The organism is Pseudomonas sp. NPDC098740 (assembly GCF_044760065.1).
Lineage (GTDB): Bacteria > Pseudomonadota > Gammaproteobacteria > Pseudomonadales > Pseudomonadaceae > Aquipseudomonas > Aquipseudomonas rossensis.
Genome location: NZ_JBIWAM010000005.1, coordinates 42,784 through 62,125 on the forward strand (window position 1 = coordinate 42,784; position 19,342 = coordinate 62,125).

Here is a 19,342-nt window from a genome sequence, read left to right on the forward strand (position 1 = left end):
CTGTAGCAGCTGCCGAGCCTGCGAGGCTGCGTTCGGCTGCGTAGCAGTCGTAATCCGATCAATGCCGTTTTCCTGAAAGAACACGGTGGCAAGTTTTGCGACTGCTTCGCAGCCGAACGCAGCCTCGCAGGCTCGGCAGCTGCTACAAGTTTTGTGGGAATCAGCTCACCGTCCCGCCCTTCGTTTCACTCATAATCCGCCGAATTGCCCCGACAAAGGTGTCCACCGGCTGCCCGCCACTGACTGCGTATTGTCCGTTGAACACCACTGTCGGCACCGAACTCACCCCGCGCGATAGCCACAGCTGCTCTTCCTCACGAACCTCTTTGGCGAACTCGTCCGACGCCAGAATCGCCTCGGCCACCGACCGATCCAGCCCCACGCTTTCGGCGATCTGCGCCAACTGCCCATGGTCGGACGGATTGCCGCCCTCGGTGAAATACAACTTGAACAGCGCCTCTTTCAGATTGAACTGCAACCCTTCCAGCCCCGCCCAGAACAGCAAGCGGTGGGCGTCGAAGGTGTTGTAGATGCGACTGTTGCCGTCCGTGCGAAACGCAAACCCGACCTCGGCGCCGCGCGAGCGGATCATCTCGCGATTCTTCTGGGATTGCTCGGGCGTCGAGCCGTACTTCTCGGTGATGTGTTCGGTGATGTTCTGCCCTTCAGGCCCCATCTTCGGGTTCAGTTCGAACGGCTGGAAACGGATCTCGGCCTGCACCTCGTCGCCCAGCAAATCCAGGGCCCGGGTCAGGCCGTAGAGGCCGACGACGCACCAGGGGCAGGACACGTCGCTGACGAAATCGATTTTCAGGGGGGCACTCATCACACACCTCGCAGACTGGAACGCGCCGGAAAGCTCGAACGATACACCCGAAAGATCGGAGCGCGCAGGTCACTTGTGGGAGCGAGCTTGCTCGCGAATGCGGTGTATCAGTCAAAGCAGATGTCGACTGACACGACGCCTTCGCGAGCAAGCCCGCTCCCACAGTTGAATGGGGGTTACAGGAGGTTTGGAGTTGCCACCGGATCAATCTGCGCCCAATGCGAGGAGTCTTCGCGGTGGGCCTGCAAGTACGGCAACACCGCCGCCAGCAACGGCGCCTTGAACGCCTCCTGGAAACGATGGGCCAAACCCGGAATCAGCTTCAACTGGCTGCCGCGGATATGCGCCGCCAGATGCACACCGTGCATGACCGGCAGCAACGGATCAGCAGTGCCGTGAACCACCAGCGTCGGAACGCGCAGTTGATTGAGCAGCGACACACGACTGCGCTCGGCGAGGATCGCCATGATCTGGCGCTTCACGCCCTCGGGGTTGAATGCCCGGTCATAGGACTGCGCCGCCTGATGCAGCAATGCCTGCCGATCATCGCTCACCGTCGGGCTGCCTAGCGCCGCCAGCAAATCGGCTTGCTGCTCCAGCGCCACTTCGCGATTGGGCGCCCCACGACGCGACAACAGTTGCACCAACGCCGCACTCGGCGCCGGCAAGCCTTCGGCCCCGGAACTGGTCATGATCAGGGTCAGGCTCTCGACCCGTTGCGGCGCAATCGCCGCCATATGCTGGGCGATCATCCCGCCCATGCTCGCGCCCAACACGTGGAATTGCTCGACGTGCAACGCATCCATCAAGCCAAAAGCATCGTCAGCCATATCGGTCAGGGTGTATGGCGCCGACACCGGCAAACCCAGTTTGTAGCGCAGCACTTCAAAGGTCAGGTTGGCATCGACGGGCGCTTGCCGCCAGGTCGAGAGCCCGACATCGCGATTGTCATAGCGAATGACCCGAAAACCCTGCTGACACAGCGCGACCACCACCTCATCCGGCCAGTGAATCAACTGCCCGCCAAGGCCCATCACCAGCAACAACGCAGGGTCCGACGCACGGCCGATGCTCTGGTACGCCAGGCTCACCTGTGCCAGATCGACCCGCTCGGTCGGAACATTGATATCGCAACGAGACGCCGCCAAGGACGGCAGGCCGAACAACAGCGCGGCCAGGAAAAAGAAAACACGCATGAAAAACACCGAAACGCAGAACTCCAGTAGAGCGCGAGTCTGATGAAGTTTGTTCAAGCGCGCTGCCACAGTTACGTGACAGTTTGATGAACAACGCTGAACGGTCATGCCTCTCGTAGCACCAACCGTTAGTCGGAAAACAGCCGCTACCTGTCAGTTGTGACAGTAGCAATTTCCGGCGCTGACGAATTCAATCAGAAGTCCGTTTGCCCATGACATTGGTGGCAACGATGACTCAAACACCCGGAGGCTCCTCATGACCACCAGCACTGCAAATACGGCACTCCTGATCGACTCGTCTTTTGATCATTGGGACTACGACGACCCGCTGACATTCGAGGGCCAGATGGATGAGCGCCCTTCTCGATCAAACTCCGGGGGTGTACTGGGCGTCCTGTCGCTATGGGCGATAAGGTTCCCCTTTTCAGTCCCCTCTAATAACTCAGCCGACATTGGCATCAACTACAAGACGGTTTACGACGATCCCAAGGGGGCACTGACGAAAATACTCTATTATCCAAACCGGACGGCCGGGGATGTCATCAGCATACATTTCACAGGTATCGATGAAGTGCAAACGCTTGAAGTCCCGGAGGGTCTCAGTGACGACGACGATGTAGAGACTTACATTCCAGCTAATTACTTCAAACAAGCACTTCAGTTTTCGCTGAATGACAATATACAGATCAAGTATCTGGTAAAACGCAAAAGCGATAACGCGTCCGAAGAGTCATTAATCCTGACGGCGCGGATCAAAATCGATCTTCCGGGCGGTAAGGATCCAGACCTCGACATGCCCGGCCATCAAGCCTTGTTGGCACCCAAACTTCCAGAACAACTGGAAAAAGAGGGGGCGGTTACGCAAGCCTGGATCAAATCAGGTGTTCCGGTTTTTGTTCCCTATTACTTATTCATGACCGAAGGCGACGTGATTCAGCTTTTATGGGGGACGGCCATCGTGCGCCATACCGTCCAGACGGTAGTGCAACCCGGAGAATTCATTGAGATTCTGGTCCCAGGTGAAAAGATCCGCGAGGCGGGAGATTCCTATCTGGCAAAAATCAGATACTGGATACAGGACGTACTGCAAAATGATTCCAGCGATTTTTCGGAATTCAAAGATTTCCCTGTCAAGGCGGGTGAAACCCGACTACGCGCGCCGTCGGTAAAGGGGGTGGACAGCCAGGACAGGTTGTTTCTGGACAAACTCGATTCCAAACCCGGGATCATCCAGGTAGTGGCACTGGATCCGCCGTTCAATCGCAATGACGCTGTCATTGTTACCCTGAGTGTGCCGACCCCGGAAGGTGACCGGGTGCTGTTCGTAAAAGAGCAGCCCTTTGATGTGTTTTCGATCATGGAATTTGAAGTCCCCTTCGAAACTTTGCTGAACATTCCACCCGGCCCGGTAAAGGTCAGATATGAACTGAAGAAACCGGACCAGACATTGATACCGTCCAATCAGTATTTGTTCATATTGGTTGCCAAGGCCATTTTACTGGCAAAACCCTTGGTCATCGAAGCCAGGCGTGGGCACGTGTCGCACACACTTCCAAGGGCAGTCGTAGAAGTGAAGCCTTATCTGGACATGCGCCCCAATCAAATAGTAACGATCTATTGGTTTGTCACGCAGTTCAACGGCAGGACCCATCTCTACGAAACCTATCGGCCGATTACCAAAGGCCTGGTCAACCGTCCCGTGCCGTTCAACATCAATGGACCGGAACATATCAATCGTTTCAACACGGCCAAGCTGGAGGTCAGGTACAAGGTGACTGAACCGGATGGCTTTACAGAGCGCCACTCATACAACGAGCGATTGTATATCGGTGAAGTCCAGGCATATTACCCGCCGCCCGGCTTCCACCCAAGCTATGGACCGGTGTTGGAAGATGGCATCCTATTGATAGAAAAAATCACAGGGTTCATCGATGCTTATATCCAGGCGCTGAAAGATCTGGAACTTCGCGAAACCTTATTCTTCCGCTGGGAAAATGGCGAGGGCGACCTGGTTTACGAAGAAACACTGGATATCGTCCCTGCCAACATAAACAGAGACTTCCTGTTTTTGTTGGAAGAAGAACTGTTTAAAAGTCAACTCGATCGTTATGCACATTTATTTTATTGGGTGGAAAGTCCGGACGGATGGCCAAGAGCATCCCAAGCGCTGGTGTTCCGAATTGGCGAGATCATTCCAAAAATAGAAAGACTGGACGACAGCAAGGGCGAGTTCCTGAACGAAACGTTCGACGAAACCGTGACGCTGACCGCAAGCGCCAGACCCCATCGGTCCGTCAATGTTTATCACCAGGGCCGTTTGCAAGGGCCGGCCAAGGCCAACAACGAGGGCATCTGCACCTATGTTCTGAAAACCCTCAGTGCGGGTTTGCATACCGTGGCCCTGGAAGGTGATTACGGAAACAATCCCAGATCCGATGCCCGGGAGTTCTCTGTTCTGGTGGCTCAGATGCCGCTGATCACTTCAGTCATCACCCCTGAAGGCGTTGAGATCGCCCACAATCAAAGCACTATCGCCAAAACGCTGACGTTGACCGGCAGCGCCAACGAAAATCAGCAGATAGAAATCTGGCAGGGCAACGTTTCGAAAGGTCCGGTGTGGGTCGACGCCAGCGGTATCTGGAAGCTGGTTGTCAGCGGCTTGGGTCTGGCCATCCATCATTTCACCGCCAAAGCGCTTTACGGAACCGGATTGATTTCTCCCACCCGGACTGTGCGTGTCGTAGAAGCACTGACGCCCGTCATCTTGTCCGTCGTGGACATCAAAGGTCGCCCGATCGGGCGCGGCGCCGGCACCTATAGTAGAACCGCCATAGTGAGCGGCAGCGCCACGGCCGATCAGCAGGTTCAGATACTCGTCAATACCCGGGTGATACGCACCGTTGACGTTGCCGCCAATGGAACCTGGAACACAACGCTGGCAGGCCTCAACGTCGGCACACACAGTATTACTGCCAGACCGGTTTATGGTGGACAAGACTCCGCGCCCTGGAGCTTCAACTTGCTGCAATGGCTCGTCAATGATCTCACCACGTTCGACCACTGGAATGGCTGGGTCAAAGGGCCGGCGGGGGTCCCTCAGGACCTGACCCTGCGTCTGGAACAGGGTAACTGGCGACTCAACAACTACACGTATTCCCACCAATCTGCCGGGGTCATCATGTACAAAACGTTCACCAATCTTGAAGTGAACGGTCTCTATCGCTTCTCAACATACCTGGCTCGTTTCGACGGTCGTTATGCCTATCCAATTCTGTCGCTGATGGTGGATGGAGTCGCGATAACCTCCCCGATTATTATCACTAGCCATAGCTGGACATCGGTCTGGGGTAACTTCTACGCCACGTCTTCAACAATGACGGTGCAAATTTACAGTCATTTGGCCACCGGTAACGGTAACGACTGGGAAGGAGAGAACTTCCAGATCGTTCACCTTTGAGACCCGCCAGCAGTAAGCGTCAAAACCCGCCACCTGTCACCAGGAGGCGGGTTTACCCGCCTAGTTGCCACCGTGACGTAACATTCTGATGATGCATCGCTCAGTGATCGACGCGATAACTATGTAGTGCCATGGACGGTGGCGAGTTTCTTTTAATGGCGCTCTTCAAGAGCGGATACGCCGCTCCCCTGCACAAGAGCCCACGTTGCCATGAAAGAAAGAGCGTTCAGCGCCCTGCCCGTCTCCCCGCCGGTCGTGATGGCGGCCTATCCGCCCCTGAAAGAAAACTCCGATGAAAGCCTGTTGCTGAGTGCCTCGGCGCGCTGACGCGACAGCAGCCAGGGTTTGCAAGCGTTGTTCGCCGCCGCCCCGTTGCGAAGCCAGCGAACCGAACCAACGCTCAATGAACGCTGGAATGCCTATTGGGACGCCCGAGCACCCGGCACGCCGGTGTCGCGGCGCGAGCGGGCGGCTCAGTTGTACTGCAACCATTTCGAGGCCACCGCTCAAGTGGCGTTTGCTCGCAGAACCCTGAGCGCCGAACAGTTGAAGCCGCTGCTGTTGATCATCGACCCTCCCGTCGAAGGGTTGAGCCTGGACAATCAACCCATCCATACCGAGCAGCTGACCCCGTTCCTGAGTGACAGCGGCACACTAAAACTCCCCGCCGCCTGGGTCATCAGCGTGGGGAATCGGGCGCCCGTCGCGCAGTTGCTGTATCTGCCCTGCCGGCCTGTTCCCATCCAGATCTTCAATCAGCGCAGCGACATGGAGGACTGGCTGTCTCGACAAGCTCTCATCCCGCCGGGCCTGCCCGACGATAACTTGCGCTTCGAATACACAGCGAACTCCCAGCCGCTAACGGCAGGCATCACTGAACTGCTTTTACACCCGCAGCACGCAAACGCAGTCGTTTTCGCCTCACCACCAGACCTTGGGGAACCGCCGTCAGACAACGGCATTGATGATGAAGAGCAACCGTTATTCGACAATCTGTTTGCCGATATTCCCTGGCCCCAGCGGCAGGCCTCGCTGAACAAGCAGCGCGATGCGCTCGAAACGCTATTGGGAGATGGGCTCGAAAGCGACCACCAACAGAAATTCAATGAGGCACTGAACGCGCTCGAGACGGCAGGGCAAGCCGCCGATACAGCTGCATCCGCGCTGCTTTACAGGTCGCGTACTTTCGACTTTGTGACCCTCAACCGCGAGTTCAGCGCGCTCTATCAGGCGCACAAGGATGGCCTGAGTGCCGAGGCTCAGCTTCAACTGGCCCTTAAACAGGTCAACAGCGATGAATCAAGCCTGCTCAAAGCGGTGTTGGACACGCCGCTCGCTGCCGATCACGATGCCGCATCGCCACACAGCCTTTTGCTGTACTGGCCCGGTACCGGCGGCGGCTTGCAACGGTTCGCCAACCGCACAGAGCTGGAGCGGAACGTGTTCAAGATTCAGGACCAGGATAAGGCTCTGGCCTTGCAGCTGAAAAACATCCGTACCGACCCACTGCAATACAGCCTCAATAAACAAACGACCCATTTCGAAGAAAAGGCAGCGCAAATACGCCAGCAATATCCCGATGCAGCCCAGGCTCTACAGCGTGCAAACGAACTGGAAAAACTACGCAAACAAAGGTTGGCCACCTTACAAGTCCCGGTGCCGGCCGCTAGAAGTCTTGCCTTTTCGCACCTGTTGGAACAAAGCCGCAGCGCTGCCCTCTTTTCCTTGTTGCCCGAGTGGCTGGCCACCTTATCGGCGTTCGACCGCGTTGAACTCAAGGTTTTGGTTGAGGCTTACATCCTGGCGATGCGCAGTAGTCACGAACAGCTGGAGATCGCCCTGGCGCCCCGTGACGAATTCACCCGTCAACATTTGCATGCCCGCCTGCGGAAAGACTTTTCGCTCCTGGGGCATTTTGACGTACACCTTGATCTGCCCGACTCGGTCACTCTGCAAAAACATCTGGTGGATGGCGCAGCCCCGGGAACCCCGCAGAAACTCGTCGCGGTTCCCAGTACGACCCGCAACAAAATGTCACTCGAAGACCTCGCCCAGCTCAACATCGACAACACCCCATCAATGCAGCTGGAGCCTCTTTCGCTGCGACTGGGCTTTATGCGGGTGCAAGTTACAGCCGCGGCCCCCACCGAACGCCGGATATTGGCAAGCGGCATTACCCTGCCCTGGCTGCGCAAGGTCCTGCCCGAGCTTGATCTACCCCAGGCGTACGAAACACTGATCCGCGGCGCATTCATGGGGTCGGCCAGCGAGCTGACCCGCCGTGCGCTCAACATCGAAGAGATTGCTCCGCAGAACGCCATCATCCAGCAACTGCGCGACAAGGCCACCGAACTCACCACCACCGGACGTGAAATGCGCACACGGCAGTCGTTGAGTACTAAAAATCCTACCGATGGAATGCTCGATGACCTGGTCCGCCACAACGCATTGGAGATACGCAAAACGAGCCCAATGAAAAACCTGGGCAAACGTCCTGACGATCGAATCGATTACTTGCAGGAATACGAAGTATGGGATTTGACTGCAACCCCTCCCAAGGTGCTGTGGTATGCCCATTTCCACTATGCCACGGCAGCATCCGCCTTCGATGTGTTCGAGAAGGCCCATCTGAAACTGCCAGAACACCGATTTCTGACCCGCGCCGATAACGCCGCGCTTCCCTATGCCGATATCGGCAAGAAGTCAGCGGCACTCAAACATTTCGAGCAGGTTTAGAACGAAAAACGGGAGCGGTTTGTCCGCTCCCGTTTTGGTTACTTTATGCCAACTGACTTCGCAGTTGCCGCGCCGCCGCCACCATGTTCACCAACGCCGCCTCAGTCTCCGGCCACGCCCGGGTTTTCAACCCGCAATCCGGATTGACCCACAACCGCTCCGCCGGAATACGCTTCACCGCTTTGCTCATCAACTTAACCATCTCGGCCGTGTCCGGCACCCGTGGCGAGTGGATGTCGTAGACGCCCGGGCCGATGTCGTTCGGGTAGTCGAACGCTTCAAAAGCCTCCAACAACTCCATGTCTGAACGCGAGGTTTCGATGGTGATCACATCGGCGTCCATCGCCGCGATGGACTGGATCACATCGTTGAATTCGCTGTAGCACATGTGGGTGTGGATCTGGGTTTCGTTACGCACACCGGAGGCGCTCAAACGGAACGCTTCCACCGCCCAATCGAGGTATTCCTGCCATTGCGCCCGGCGCAGCGGCAGGCCTTCACGGAACGCGGCTTCGTCGATCTGCACGATCTTGATGCCGGCGCTTTCCAGGTCCACCACTTCGTCACGCAAAGCCAGCGCCAGTTGCTGCGCCTGGATTTTGCGCGAGACGTCTTCACGCGGGAACGACCACATCAGCATGGTTACGGGACCGGTGAGCATGCCTTTCATGACCTTGTCGGTCAGGCTCTGGGCATAGGTGATCCAGTCGACGGTCATGGCGGTCGGACGGCTCAGGTCGCCGTAGATGATCGCCGGTTTGACGCAGCGCGAACCGTAGCTCTGCACCCAACCGAACCGGGTGAACAGATAGCCGTCCAGTTGCTCGGCGAAGTACTCGACCATGTCGTTGCGTTCGGCTTCACCGTGTACCAACACGTCCAGCCCCAGGCGTTCCTGGACTTGCACAGCATGGCGGATTTCGCTGTGCATGGCGTCGGTGTAGTCGTTGGCCGACAGCTTGCCTTGCTTGAACGCCTGGCGTGCCAGACGAATAGAACCGGTCTGCGGGAACGAGCCGATAGTCGTGGTCGGGAATGCCGGAAGTTTCAACCGCGCACGCTGCTGCTCGATGCGTTTGGCAAACGGCGAATGGCGCTGGCTGTCTTTGGCGCTGATGGCATTTATCCGTGCCTGCACTTCGGCTTTGTGGATACGCGGTGACTCGGCACGACTGGCCTGAATCGCACGGCTCTCGGCGAGTGCGGCTTGCACCTTGGGTGATTGCGGGTCGTTCAGGGCATCGCGCAGCACGGCGATTTCGCCGCACTTCTGCACGGCAAACGCCAGCCAGCTTTTCAGTTGCGGGTCGAGTTTGTCTTCTCGATCCAGATCTACCGGGCTGTGCAGCAGCGAGCAGGAACTGCTGACCCACAGGTTGTCGCCAAAGCGTTCCTGGGCCGACTGCAGTTGAGCGAGCACTTGCTCCAGTTCGCAGCGCCAGACGTTGCGACCGTTGACCAGGCCCACCGAGAGAATCTTGTAGGTCGGCAGACGGTCCAGCACCTGGCCGAGCTGATCCGGGGCGCGCACGGCGTCGATGTGCAAGCCTTGCACCGGCAGGCTGACCGCCAGACCGAGGTTGTCTTCCAGACCGCTGAAGTAGGTCGCCACCAGTTTTTTCAGCGGCGAGTATTGAAGGATGTGATAGGCGCGTTCGAAGGCGTTTTTCCATGCTTGCGGCAGGTCGAGGGTCAGGATCGGTTCGTCGATCTGCACCCACTCCACGCCTTGGGCGGCGAGGCGGCCGAGGATTTCGCCGTAGATCGGCAGCAGGCGTTCCAGGAGGTCGAGTTTGTCGAAGTCGTTGCCTTTGGCTTTGCCCAGCCACAGGTAAGTCAGTGGACCGATGATCACCGGTTTGACGTTGTGGCCCAACGCCTTGGCTTCGTCGACTTCGTCGAACAGCTGTTCCCAGCTCAGTTTGAATTGTTGGTCAGCGGTGAACTCCGGGACCAGGTAGTGGTAGTTGGTGTCGAACCACTTGGTCAGTTCCTGCGCGTATTGCGCTTTGCTGTGTTCGCCGCCGCAGCAGGCAGCCGTGGCGCCACGGGCCATGGCGAACAGGGTGTCGAGGGTCGGCAGGCAGCGCGAGTCCTTGGCACTGTCGAAACGCTCGGGGATCACACCGAAGGTCAAGGAATGGGTCAGGACCTGGTCGTACCAGGCGAAATCGCCCACGGGCAGCAGGTCGATACCGGCGTCTTTCTGCAATTGCCAGTGGGTGGCGCGCAATTGGCGGCCGACGCTTTTCAGCGCGTCCTGATCCAGATCGCCCTTCCAGTAGGATTCGAGGGCTTTTTTCAGTTCGCGGTCAGCGCCGATGCGCGGGAAACCAAGTGTGTGGGCCAGAGCCATGGTGAGTTTCTCCCTATAAAAGATGTCGTAAAACATGGCGCTATTGTCGACAGCCAACCCAACATGAGACAAACTCAACCTTTTCGTGTTGATCACAAGTTTTCCTCATGGAGCCCCCGGTGCTTGAAATCCGTCACCTGAAGACCCTGCACGCCTTGCGCGAAGCCGACAGCCTGGTCGATGCCGCCGACCGCCTGCACCTGACGCAGTCGGCCCTGTCCCACCAGTTCAAGGAACTGGAGGAGCGCATGGGCATGCCGTTGTTCGTGCGCAAGACTAAACCGGTGCGTTTCACCAGTGCCGGTTTGCGTCTGCTGCAACTGGCTGACGCCACCCTGCCATTGCTGCGTGGCGCCGAGCGCGATATCGCGCGGCTGGCCGGTGGCACTGCCGGGCGTTTGCACATGGCGATCGAGTGTCACAGTTGCTTTCAGTGGCTGATGCCGACCATCGACCAGTTCCGCGATGCCTGGCCGGAAGTCGAACTGGACCTGGCCTCAGGGTTCTCCTTCGCCCCGCTGCCGGCGCTGGCCCGCGGCGATCTGGATTTGGTGGTGACCTCCGACCCGCTGGAACTGGCCGGGATCACTTACGTGCCGTTGTTCACCTATGAAGCGATGCTTGCGGTGGCCAACCAGCACCGTTTGGCAAGCAAGTCCTACATCGTTCCGGAAGATTTGCTCACCGAAACGCTGATCACCTACCCAGTGGAACGTGATCGGCTGGACATCTTCACTCGCTTCCTCGAACCGGCCGATATCGAACCGGCGCAGGTCCGCACGTCGGAACTGACGGTGATGATGATGCAATTGGTGGCCAGCGGTCGCGGTGTGTGCGGCATGCCCCATTGGGCGCTGCATGAATACAGCTCACGGGGTTATGTGAAGGCCAAGCGGCTGGGCGAGAAAGGTTTGTTTGCGACGCTGTACGCCGGGATTCGCGCCGACATGCTGGATGCGCCGTACATGCGCGACTTTTTGCTGACAGCCAAGGACACGTCGTTCTCGACACTCGACGGCGTCAGCGCCGTTCGCTAGAAAAACACATCTCCTGTGGGAGCGAGCTTGCTCGCGATGGCGGTTTAGCATGCAACATTTGTATCGACTGACACACCGCTATCGCGAGCAAGCTCGCTCCCACAAGGATTTCGGTGATCTTTAGAGCTCGCGCCACATGTGGATTTTGTCGAAGTAGTCCTCGCCCACCCGTACCGCCAAAGGTTCGAGACCAAACTGGATGAAGCCGCAACGCTGGTACAGGTTGAACGCGGCGTCATTGCCGGCGGTGACGGTCAGCTGGATCAACCTCAGACCTTTATGGTTCTGCGCCTCAGCCAGGGCGGCCTGCACCAGGTGATAACCGAACCCGCGTTGCCGGACCTTGCCCGACACGTACATGCCAAACAATGTCGCCTTGTGCCGGGCCTTTTCCCGGGGTTCGAAGGCCAGGCCGACGATGCCCGCCAACTCACCGCCTTCGAACGCGCCGAACACCACGTCCAGCTTGCTGCTCAGGCGTGATTCCCACCAACTCAACGGCATCACGGCGCGTTCGCGCACGCTGGAGGTAAACGCCTGGGGATGCAGGTCATAGGCTTCGAGCATCAGCGCCCGATAATCCAGAGCATGACTGGCATCAAGCCGTTCAATCCACATGGTCAAGCCATCCGTCGTTGTTCCAGCATCAGTCGCACCGCCAGCGCCGACAGCACGAACCCCATGAAATAGCGCTGCACCGCCAGCCAGGACGGGTTGTTGACGAACCAGGAGGCGATGCCCGCGGCGAACAGCGCGATCAGCAGATTGACGCCGAAACTGACGCTGATCTGGGTCAGACCCAGAGTAATGCTTTGGGTGAACACCGAGCCATGCTCAGGCGTGATGAACTGCGGAAACACCGACAAATAAAACACGGCAATCTTCGGGTTCAGGGCGCTGGTCAGAAAGCCCATGGTGATCAGTTTGCGCGACGAGTCCGGCGGCAACTGCTGCGCCTCGAACGGTGAACGCGCACCCGGTCTGACGGCTTGCCAGGCCAACCACATCAGGTACAGCGCGCCAGCCCACTTCAGCACTTCGTAGGCCATCGGCACCGCCAGAAACACCGCAGTCAAACCGGCAGCGGCCGCGAACAGGTGCACGAAAAACCCCGCGACCACACCGAGCAACGAGGTCACACCGGCCTTGCGCCCCTGGCAGATCGAACGGGAGATCAGGTAAATCATGTTCGGCCCCGGCGTCAGCACCATCAGCAATGCGGCAGCGGCGAAAATCAGCAAGTCTTGAAGCGGGATCATGGGCAGTCCTTTGTCCGGGAACAATCAGGCAGTTTCGGTTAACAAGGCACGATAAAACGGCAGGATCAGGTCCCGTGTCAATGGCGCCAGCGTGACATTGCCGTCTGTGGCCGGGTCGATCCAGCGCACCTCTTCGATCTCCGCCGCAGGCGATACGTCTGAATCGATGGTCAGTTGAAAGAGCTCGGCCTGGACGGTAAAACCCGGCTCATTGGCGGCCGGTGCCGAGAATTGCCCGAGATAAGTGGCGTGTGCCGGATCGATGACCAGGCCCAATTCTTCTTCCAGTTCACGGGCCAGCGCGTGGACCGGTTGCTCATGGGCTTCGATCTTGCCGCCAGGTTGCATGAAGGCCTCGGTGCCGCGCTTGCGAACCAGCAAAGTTCGGCCATCGGGACCGATCAACAGCGCAGCGGCAATGCGGATGAGGCGGGGCGAAGCAGCGGATGACAGCGTCATGGATCAGGATCGTCCTTGGGAAAAGGCGCAAGGATCACATGGCTGCCGCTGCCTCGTCACGCCGAAAACATCTTCAAAGCACCACTGGCCCCTGTGGGAGCGAGCTTGCTCGCGATAGCGGTGTGTCAGTCAATATAGATGTTGAATGTTGAACCGCTATCGCGAGCAAGCTCGCTCCCACAAGGGACCAGTGCAGCGACTGAAAACTCTAACCCGCCTCGAGAATCGCGCCGTTCACTTCTTCCGGCACCTTCACGAAAATGCTGTATTTCGCGCCTTCCATGGCTTCGAAGGCGATCAACTTCTCCACCAGCGGCCCATTCAACACCTTGCCGGCATTGAGCAGCAGCATGCCGTTGTCGGCATTGAGGTTGCGCGCCAGGATCATGCCCGCCGTCACTTCCCGTGTGCTCAGCACCTTGACCGACGGATCGGCCAACGAGACATCGCTCAGGTACGCGGCACAGACCTGGATGAAATCCTCGACCATCTCGGGGTCGTAGAGTCGTCCGGCATAGCTGCGGATGTAGACCAGCGCTTCATCGCTGTTCATCTGCCGCTCGAGGATCAGCCCGCGCTGCAACTCGATGAAATCCACCGCCAGCTTCAATAGCCGCGAACCGAACGGAATCGCCTCGCCCTTCAGCCGGTCGGGGAAGCCGCTGCCGTCCCAGTGCTCCTGATGGTGAAGAATCAGACGGGCGGCGTCCTTCATCGGATCGAGCGTCATCAACAGCGATTCGCTCTGCTTTGGATAACCGCGATAGCGCTCCCGATCGCTGTGATGCAGCAGGTCCGCGGGCGCGGTGATCATGCTGTCGGTCCAGCTCAGCTTGCCGATGTTGTAGAGCGCCGCGGCCATGGCCAAGTCGCGGCTCGTGCCCTCATCCAGTTCGTGGAGTCTGCAATACACTCGCACCAGTTCGATGATCTGGCGGTTGGTCTGTTTGGCCGGTGGCAGGCGCAAGTTGGCCAGCAGCGAGAACACCTCGGTGCCGGTGACATAGCTGTGCTTGAGTTCTTCGTAGGCCAGGTCGAGCATGTCGGCGGTCTGCTGGAGTTCGGCAGTGCGGGCGGCGACGTGTTTTTCCAGGGTGATGTTGAGCGACTTCAACTGGTCGTTCTGCAGCCGGGTCAACTGCTCCAGGCGCTGGCGTTCGCGCTCGGAATGTTGATGAGCCAGGGCCTGGCGCAAGGTCAGGAGCATTTCCTCGTCGTTCCAGGGTTTGCTGATGTAGCGGTGAATCTTCCCTTCGTTGATCGCTTTGATGATCGTCGGCATGTCCGCGTAGCCGGTGAGCAGAATCCGGGTTGTCGTCGGGTAAAGCTGATGGATGCGGGCCAGCAACGTGGCGCCGTCCATATTGGGCATGCGTGCGTCGGTCATCACCAGGTCAATGGAGTGTTGCTCCATGATCTCCAGCGCCTGGGCACCGCTGGTGGCCAGCAGCAACTCGTAGGGCTGGCCGCGTAACAATCGACGCAGGCTGTTGAGGATTGACTCCTCGTCATCGACCAGCAGCACCTTGGGTTTATCGTACAAAATCGTGGGGAGTTGCTCTTCCATGGCGTCACCTCAAGTGAAACGGGCACATCGTTGTGGCAGGTCCCGAGGCAAACATCCCCTATTGCCGGAGCCTGAGCTACAGGCTAGATGATTTTTCAGCCCGCCAACGGAAATGATTCAGCTCATTGAGTTGCGCGAAGTGCTGGACAGGCGACTATGCTCAGCTGACTCGGATCCATAATCTGTACGTTCGGCCAGGTGATCAGGGAAAGGAAGCCCCTCTATGAGTACACCGCATCAAACTGCTGCCGGTACTGGCGTATGTCGATAAATACGCTGCTGGCGCGGACCAACCGACGGATTCTTATCGTCGACGACACAGTCTCGATTCATGCGGACTTCGCCAAGATCCTCAGTCCGCCATCGATCGATGACGACAGCCTGATCAGCGCCGAGAATGCCCTGTTCGGCACTCCTGCGGCGCTGTCACTGCAAAGCTTCGTGCTCGACTCGGCGTTCCAGGGCCTCGAAGCCCTGGACAAGGTCGAGACGGCGCTGGCCAACGACATGCCCTATGCGATGGCCTTCATCGACATGCGCATGCCGCCAGGCTGGGACGGGCTGGAAACCATCGAACGGCTGTGGCAGGTCGATCCCAAACTGCAAGTGGCGCTCTGCACCGCTTATTCCGACTATTCCTGGGAAGACATCGACGAACGCCTGGAACTGGGCGATCGCCTGCTGATTCTCAAAAAGCCCTTCGATGCCATCGAAATCCGCCAGATGGCCAGCGCACTGACCGCCAAGTGGCAAATGACCGAAGACGCGGCGCTGAAAATGTCGTTGCTGGAACAAGCGGTCGAGGAGCGCACCCGGGAGCTGTCCGATGCCAACATCATCGTGCAGAACAGCCCGACCATTCTGTATCGGCTACGGGGCGAGCCGTCGTTTCCGCTGATGTACATCTCGCACAACATCACCAAGTACGGTCACATCGCAGCGAACCTCGTGGCCTCGGCCAACTGGGCCCAGGAACTGATCCATCCCGATGATCAAACGAAGGTCGACACCGCCATGGCCCGGGTGCTGGACCGTCATGCGGCGGGCGCTTCCATCGAATTCCGGATGCGCACTGGCGAAGGAGCCTGGCGCTGGGTCGAAAACCGCTACATCCCGGTGCGCGACGATGAAGGCCGTTTGCTGGAAGTCGAAGGCATCATCATCGACATCACTGAACGCAAACTGGCCGAAGAGAAAATCGCCCTGCTGGCCCGCACCGACGGGCTGACCGGGCTGGCCAACCGTGCGACGCTGATCGAGCGGTTGCACCAGGCATTCGCCTCTGCGCGTCGGGGGGCAGCACCGTTCGCCATGTTTTACCTGGACCTGGATCACTTCAAACGCATCAACGACACCCTCGGCCATCCAGTGGGCGACCTGTTGCTGCAAGAGGTTTCCCGCCGGATCAAGGCCTGTGTGCGCGAAAACGATGTGGTTGCCCGCCTCGGCGGTGACGAGTTCGCGATCTTGCAGCTGGACGTCGGCGACCCGACCCAATCCGCGGCCCTGGCCGCCAAGGTCCGCGATACGTTGGTACTGCCCTATTCCCTGGCCGGCAATGATGTGCGGGTCTCGGTGAGTATCGGCATCAGCAGCTGCACCCCGGAAAGCACCAGCGCCGACGGCCTGCTGACCCAGGCCGACATGGCGCTGTATCGCTCCAAGGAAAAGGGTCGCAACCAGTACCACTTCCACTCCGAGGAGATCAATCAGGAGGTGGTCGAACGCATGACCATCGCCAGCGACTTGAGAGCGGCCATCGAACACCAGGAACTCGAACTGCATTACTGGCCGGAAGTGGACCTGAGCAGCGGCAAAATCCTCGGCATGGAAGCTCAGGTCAGCTGGAACCACCCTGAGCGCGGTTTACTGGAAGCGCCGGCGTTCCTGCCCGCCGCGGAAAAGACCGGCACCATCGTCGCGCTCGGTCACTGGGTGCTGGATCGCGCCTGCCAGCAAATGCGCCAATGGCGCGATGAAGGCATGGCGCCGCCGGTGATTGCGATCAAGCTGTCCCTGGCCCAACTCAAGAGTGGTCCCGAACTGATCTATGACGTGCTGCGCACCACCGCACGCTGGGAACTCTGCCCCTGGGACCTGCGCTTCGACGTCACGGAAGCGACGCTGGCCCAGACCAAATGGACCCACAACGATGTGCTGCCGCGCCTGCGTGAGCTGGGGGTGAAGATCGCCATCGACGACTTCGGCACCGAGTACTCCTCGTTCGACTACCTCAAGACATACCAGGTCAATCACCTGAAACTCGCTCAGGCCTTCATCGACACCGCCGCCCGCGATCCGGCCAGCGCGAACACCCTGCGCGCCATCATCAACTTCGCCCGTGAAGTCGGGATCGGCATCATTGCCGAGGGCGTTGAAACCCAGGAGCAGCGCAGCTCGCTGATGGCCACCGGTTCACCGATGAACGCTCAGGGTTACTTCTTCAGCAAAGCGGTCAGCAGCCAGCAGGCCGCCGAGCTGCTGAAGGCCGGCAGCATCGTGCCCCCGAACCACGACATCGGGCAGATTCTGGACAACCCGCCACGCTCCACGGAGGACAAAGGATGAAAACGCCTTTCGTGCGGACTAACCGGCGCATCCTGATCATCGACGACACGCCCTCGATTCATGAGGATTTTCGCAAGATCCTCGGCCCTGAATTTGAATGTGAACAGACCCTGGCCGGCGCTGAAGAAGCCCTGTTCGGCACCGTGCAGCTTGATCGGCTGACGTTCCAGCTCGACTCGGCCTACCAGGGCCAGGAAGCCCTCGAACTGGTCACGCGCGCACTGGCCGAAGGTCGCCCCTATGCCATGGCGTTCACCGACATGCGCATGCCACCGGGCTGGGACGGCCTGGAAACCATCGAACAACTGTGGAAGGCCGACCCTCACCTGCAAATCGCATTGTGCACGGCCTATTCCGATTACACCTGGGAAGACATGGCCGAACGGCTGGAGTTCGGCGACCAGTTGCTGGTGCTGAAAAAACCCTTCGACAGCCTGGAAATCCGCCAGATGGCCAGTGCCCTGACCTGGAAATGGCAGATGGCGCAGGACGCAGCGATGAAGGTCCTGAACCTGGAGAAAACCATCGAGGCGCGGGTCCACGAATTGCTCAAGGTGTCGCACCTGTTGCAGTACGACGTACTGACCGAGCTGCCCAACAGCACGTTGCTCGGTGACCGGCTGAACCAGTCCCTGGCCCTGTCCCGTCGCCATGACAAACAACTGGCCGTGATGTTTCTGGGCCTCGATCGCTTCAAGCGCATCAACAACGCCCTGGGCCATCCGGCCGGTGACGAAATGCTCAAGCAAGTCGGCCGCAATCTGGTGGCGACGGTACGCGAGTCCGACTCGGTGTTTCGCTACGGTTCCGATGAATTCGTGGTGATCCTAGCCGACGTCCGCCATCCCCAGCAGACCAAGGGCATCGCCGAAAAACTCTTGAACGCCATCCGCGCGCCCCAGCACATTGCCGGCCACGACCTGAGCGTGACCGCCAGCCTGGGCATCAGCATTTACCCGGACGACGGTTTCGATGCCATCTCGTTGATCAAGAAAGCCGAAACCGCGATGCGCAACGTCAAGGAAAGCGGCCCGAACGATTTCAGTTTTTTCATCGACGACATGAACCAGCGCGCCCGGGATCAGCAAAGTATCGAGAGCGGCATTCGCCTGGCGCTGGAGCGCAACGAATTTGTCCTGCATTACCAACCCAAACTGGACCTGGGCAGCGGCCAAGTGGTCGGTGCCGAGGCGCTGATCCGCTGGCAAAAACCGGGGCACGGTCTGGTCTACCCGTCCAAATTTATCGGTGTAGCCGAAGACAGCGGTTTGATCGTGCCGTTAAGCAAATGGGTGCTCGCCGAGGCTTGCCGACAAACCTGCGCCTGGCAGGCCGCAGGGCTGCCGAAAATCTGTATGTCGGTGAATATCTCGGCCATCGACTTCCGTCAGCGGGACTTTGTCGACGGCATCGAACAGACACTCAAACAAACAGGTCTGGAACCGGCCTTGCTGGAGCTTGAAATCACCGAAGGCATATTGATGCAGAACGTCGAAACCACGGTGACCGCGCTGACCCGGCTCAAGGCCATGGGCGTGCGACTGGCCATTGATGACTTCGGTACCGGTTATTCCAGCCTGAGTTACTTGCAGCGTTTTCCCATCGATGTGCTGAAAATCGATCAGTCATTCATTCGCGGCTTAAGCAGCGACAGCAACGACGCTGCCCTCGTCAGCGCCATCATCAGCCTGGGCCGGAGCCTCAAGCTGACCATCATTGCCGAAGGGGTGGAAACCCTCGAACAACTGGATTTCCTCAAGGCCCATCAATGCGAGGAAGGCCAGGGTTTCTACTTCAGCAAAGCCGTGGAGCCGGACGCCTTCGTCCGGTATCTGGGGTCGGTGAAGCCCTCTTCATCCGCAGCCACGTGAATGATGCGCA

General features: G+C 58.7%; 12 protein-coding genes. 5 read left to right on the plus strand and 7 right to left on the minus strand.

What is annotated here, in order from left to right; all coding sequences use genetic code 11:
- Positions 1 to 160: 160 nt before the first annotated feature.
- Positions 161 to 826, minus strand: coding sequence for a DsbA family oxidoreductase (locus ACIQU2_RS07815; RefSeq protein ID WP_347804490.1), 666 nt, complete (start codon positions 824 to 826; stop codon positions 161 to 163).
- Between the two features lie 176 nt (positions 827 to 1,002).
- A complete protein-coding gene (locus ACIQU2_RS07820; RefSeq protein ID WP_347804489.1) occupies positions 1,003 to 2,022 on the minus strand; it encodes an alpha/beta hydrolase in 1,020 nt (339 codons plus the stop codon).
- Between the two features lie 256 nt (positions 2,023 to 2,278).
- Between ACIQU2_RS07820 and ACIQU2_RS07825 the strand changes: the two genes are divergently transcribed.
- Together ACIQU2_RS07825 and ACIQU2_RS07830 are read left to right on the plus strand one after the other, a co-directional pair.
- Entirely contained in the window at positions 2,279 to 5,479 is a 3,201-nt protein-coding gene (locus tag ACIQU2_RS07825) for a hypothetical protein (protein WP_403139837.1), read from the plus strand.
- 345 nt (positions 5,480 to 5,824) lie between these two features.
- Complete coding sequence (locus ACIQU2_RS07830; RefSeq protein ID WP_403139839.1) at positions 5,825 to 8,215, plus strand: hypothetical protein; 2,391 nt, start codon at positions 5,825 to 5,827, stop codon at positions 8,213 to 8,215.
- Between the two features lie 43 nt (positions 8,216 to 8,258).
- Here the strand turns inward: ACIQU2_RS07830 and metE are convergent, their stop codons facing one another.
- Complete coding sequence (metE, locus tag ACIQU2_RS07835; RefSeq protein ID WP_403139841.1) at positions 8,259 to 10,571, minus strand: 5-methyltetrahydropteroyltriglutamate--homocysteine S-methyltransferase; 2,313 nt, start codon at positions 10,569 to 10,571, stop codon at positions 8,259 to 8,261.
- A 119-nt stretch (positions 10,572 to 10,690) separates the two neighbouring features.
- Between metE and metR the strand changes: the two genes are divergently transcribed.
- Positions 10,691 to 11,608, plus strand: coding sequence for a transcriptional regulator MetR (metR, locus tag ACIQU2_RS07840; RefSeq protein WP_403139843.1), 918 nt, complete (start codon positions 10,691 to 10,693; stop codon positions 11,606 to 11,608).
- A 120-nt stretch (positions 11,609 to 11,728) separates the two neighbouring features.
- Here metR and ACIQU2_RS07845 read toward each other — a convergent pair whose 3' ends face one another.
- The 4 genes from ACIQU2_RS07845 to ACIQU2_RS07860 form a co-directional block, all read right to left on the minus strand.
- Positions 11,729 to 12,226, minus strand: a complete 498-nt coding sequence (locus ACIQU2_RS07845) for a GNAT family N-acetyltransferase (protein WP_403139844.1) — start codon at positions 12,224 to 12,226, stop codon at positions 11,729 to 11,731.
- A 2-nt stretch (positions 12,227 to 12,228) separates the two neighbouring features.
- Complete coding sequence (locus ACIQU2_RS07850; RefSeq protein WP_403139845.1) at positions 12,229 to 12,867, minus strand: LysE family translocator; 639 nt, start codon at positions 12,865 to 12,867, stop codon at positions 12,229 to 12,231.
- Positions 12,868 to 12,891: 24 nt separating this feature from the next.
- Positions 12,892 to 13,326 carry an NUDIX domain-containing protein gene (locus tag ACIQU2_RS07855; RefSeq protein ID WP_056742030.1) on the minus strand — a complete coding sequence of 145 codons (435 nt, stop codon included), beginning with the start codon at positions 13,324 to 13,326 and terminating at the stop codon, positions 12,892 to 12,894.
- 208 nt (positions 13,327 to 13,534) lie between these two features.
- Positions 13,535 to 14,893: an HD domain-containing phosphohydrolase gene (locus ACIQU2_RS07860; RefSeq protein ID WP_403139846.1), complete on the minus strand. Its 1,359-nt coding sequence runs from the start codon at positions 14,891 to 14,893 to the stop codon at positions 13,535 to 13,537.
- 261 nt (positions 14,894 to 15,154) lie between these two features.
- Here ACIQU2_RS07860 and ACIQU2_RS07865 point away from each other — a divergent pair, with 261 nt between their 5' ends.
- Together ACIQU2_RS07865 and ACIQU2_RS07870 are read left to right on the plus strand one after the other, a co-directional pair.
- On the plus strand, positions 15,155 to 17,461 hold the full coding sequence (locus ACIQU2_RS07865; RefSeq protein WP_403139849.1) for an EAL domain-containing protein: 2,307 nt from the start codon (positions 15,155 to 15,157) through the stop codon (positions 17,459 to 17,461).
- Positions 17,458 to 19,332: a putative bifunctional diguanylate cyclase/phosphodiesterase gene (locus tag ACIQU2_RS07870; protein WP_403139851.1), complete on the plus strand. Its 1,875-nt coding sequence runs from the start codon at positions 17,458 to 17,460 to the stop codon at positions 19,330 to 19,332. The genes ACIQU2_RS07865 and ACIQU2_RS07870 overlap by 4 nt, the downstream gene beginning before the upstream one ends.
- The last annotated feature ends 10 nt before the right edge of the window (positions 19,333 to 19,342 follow it).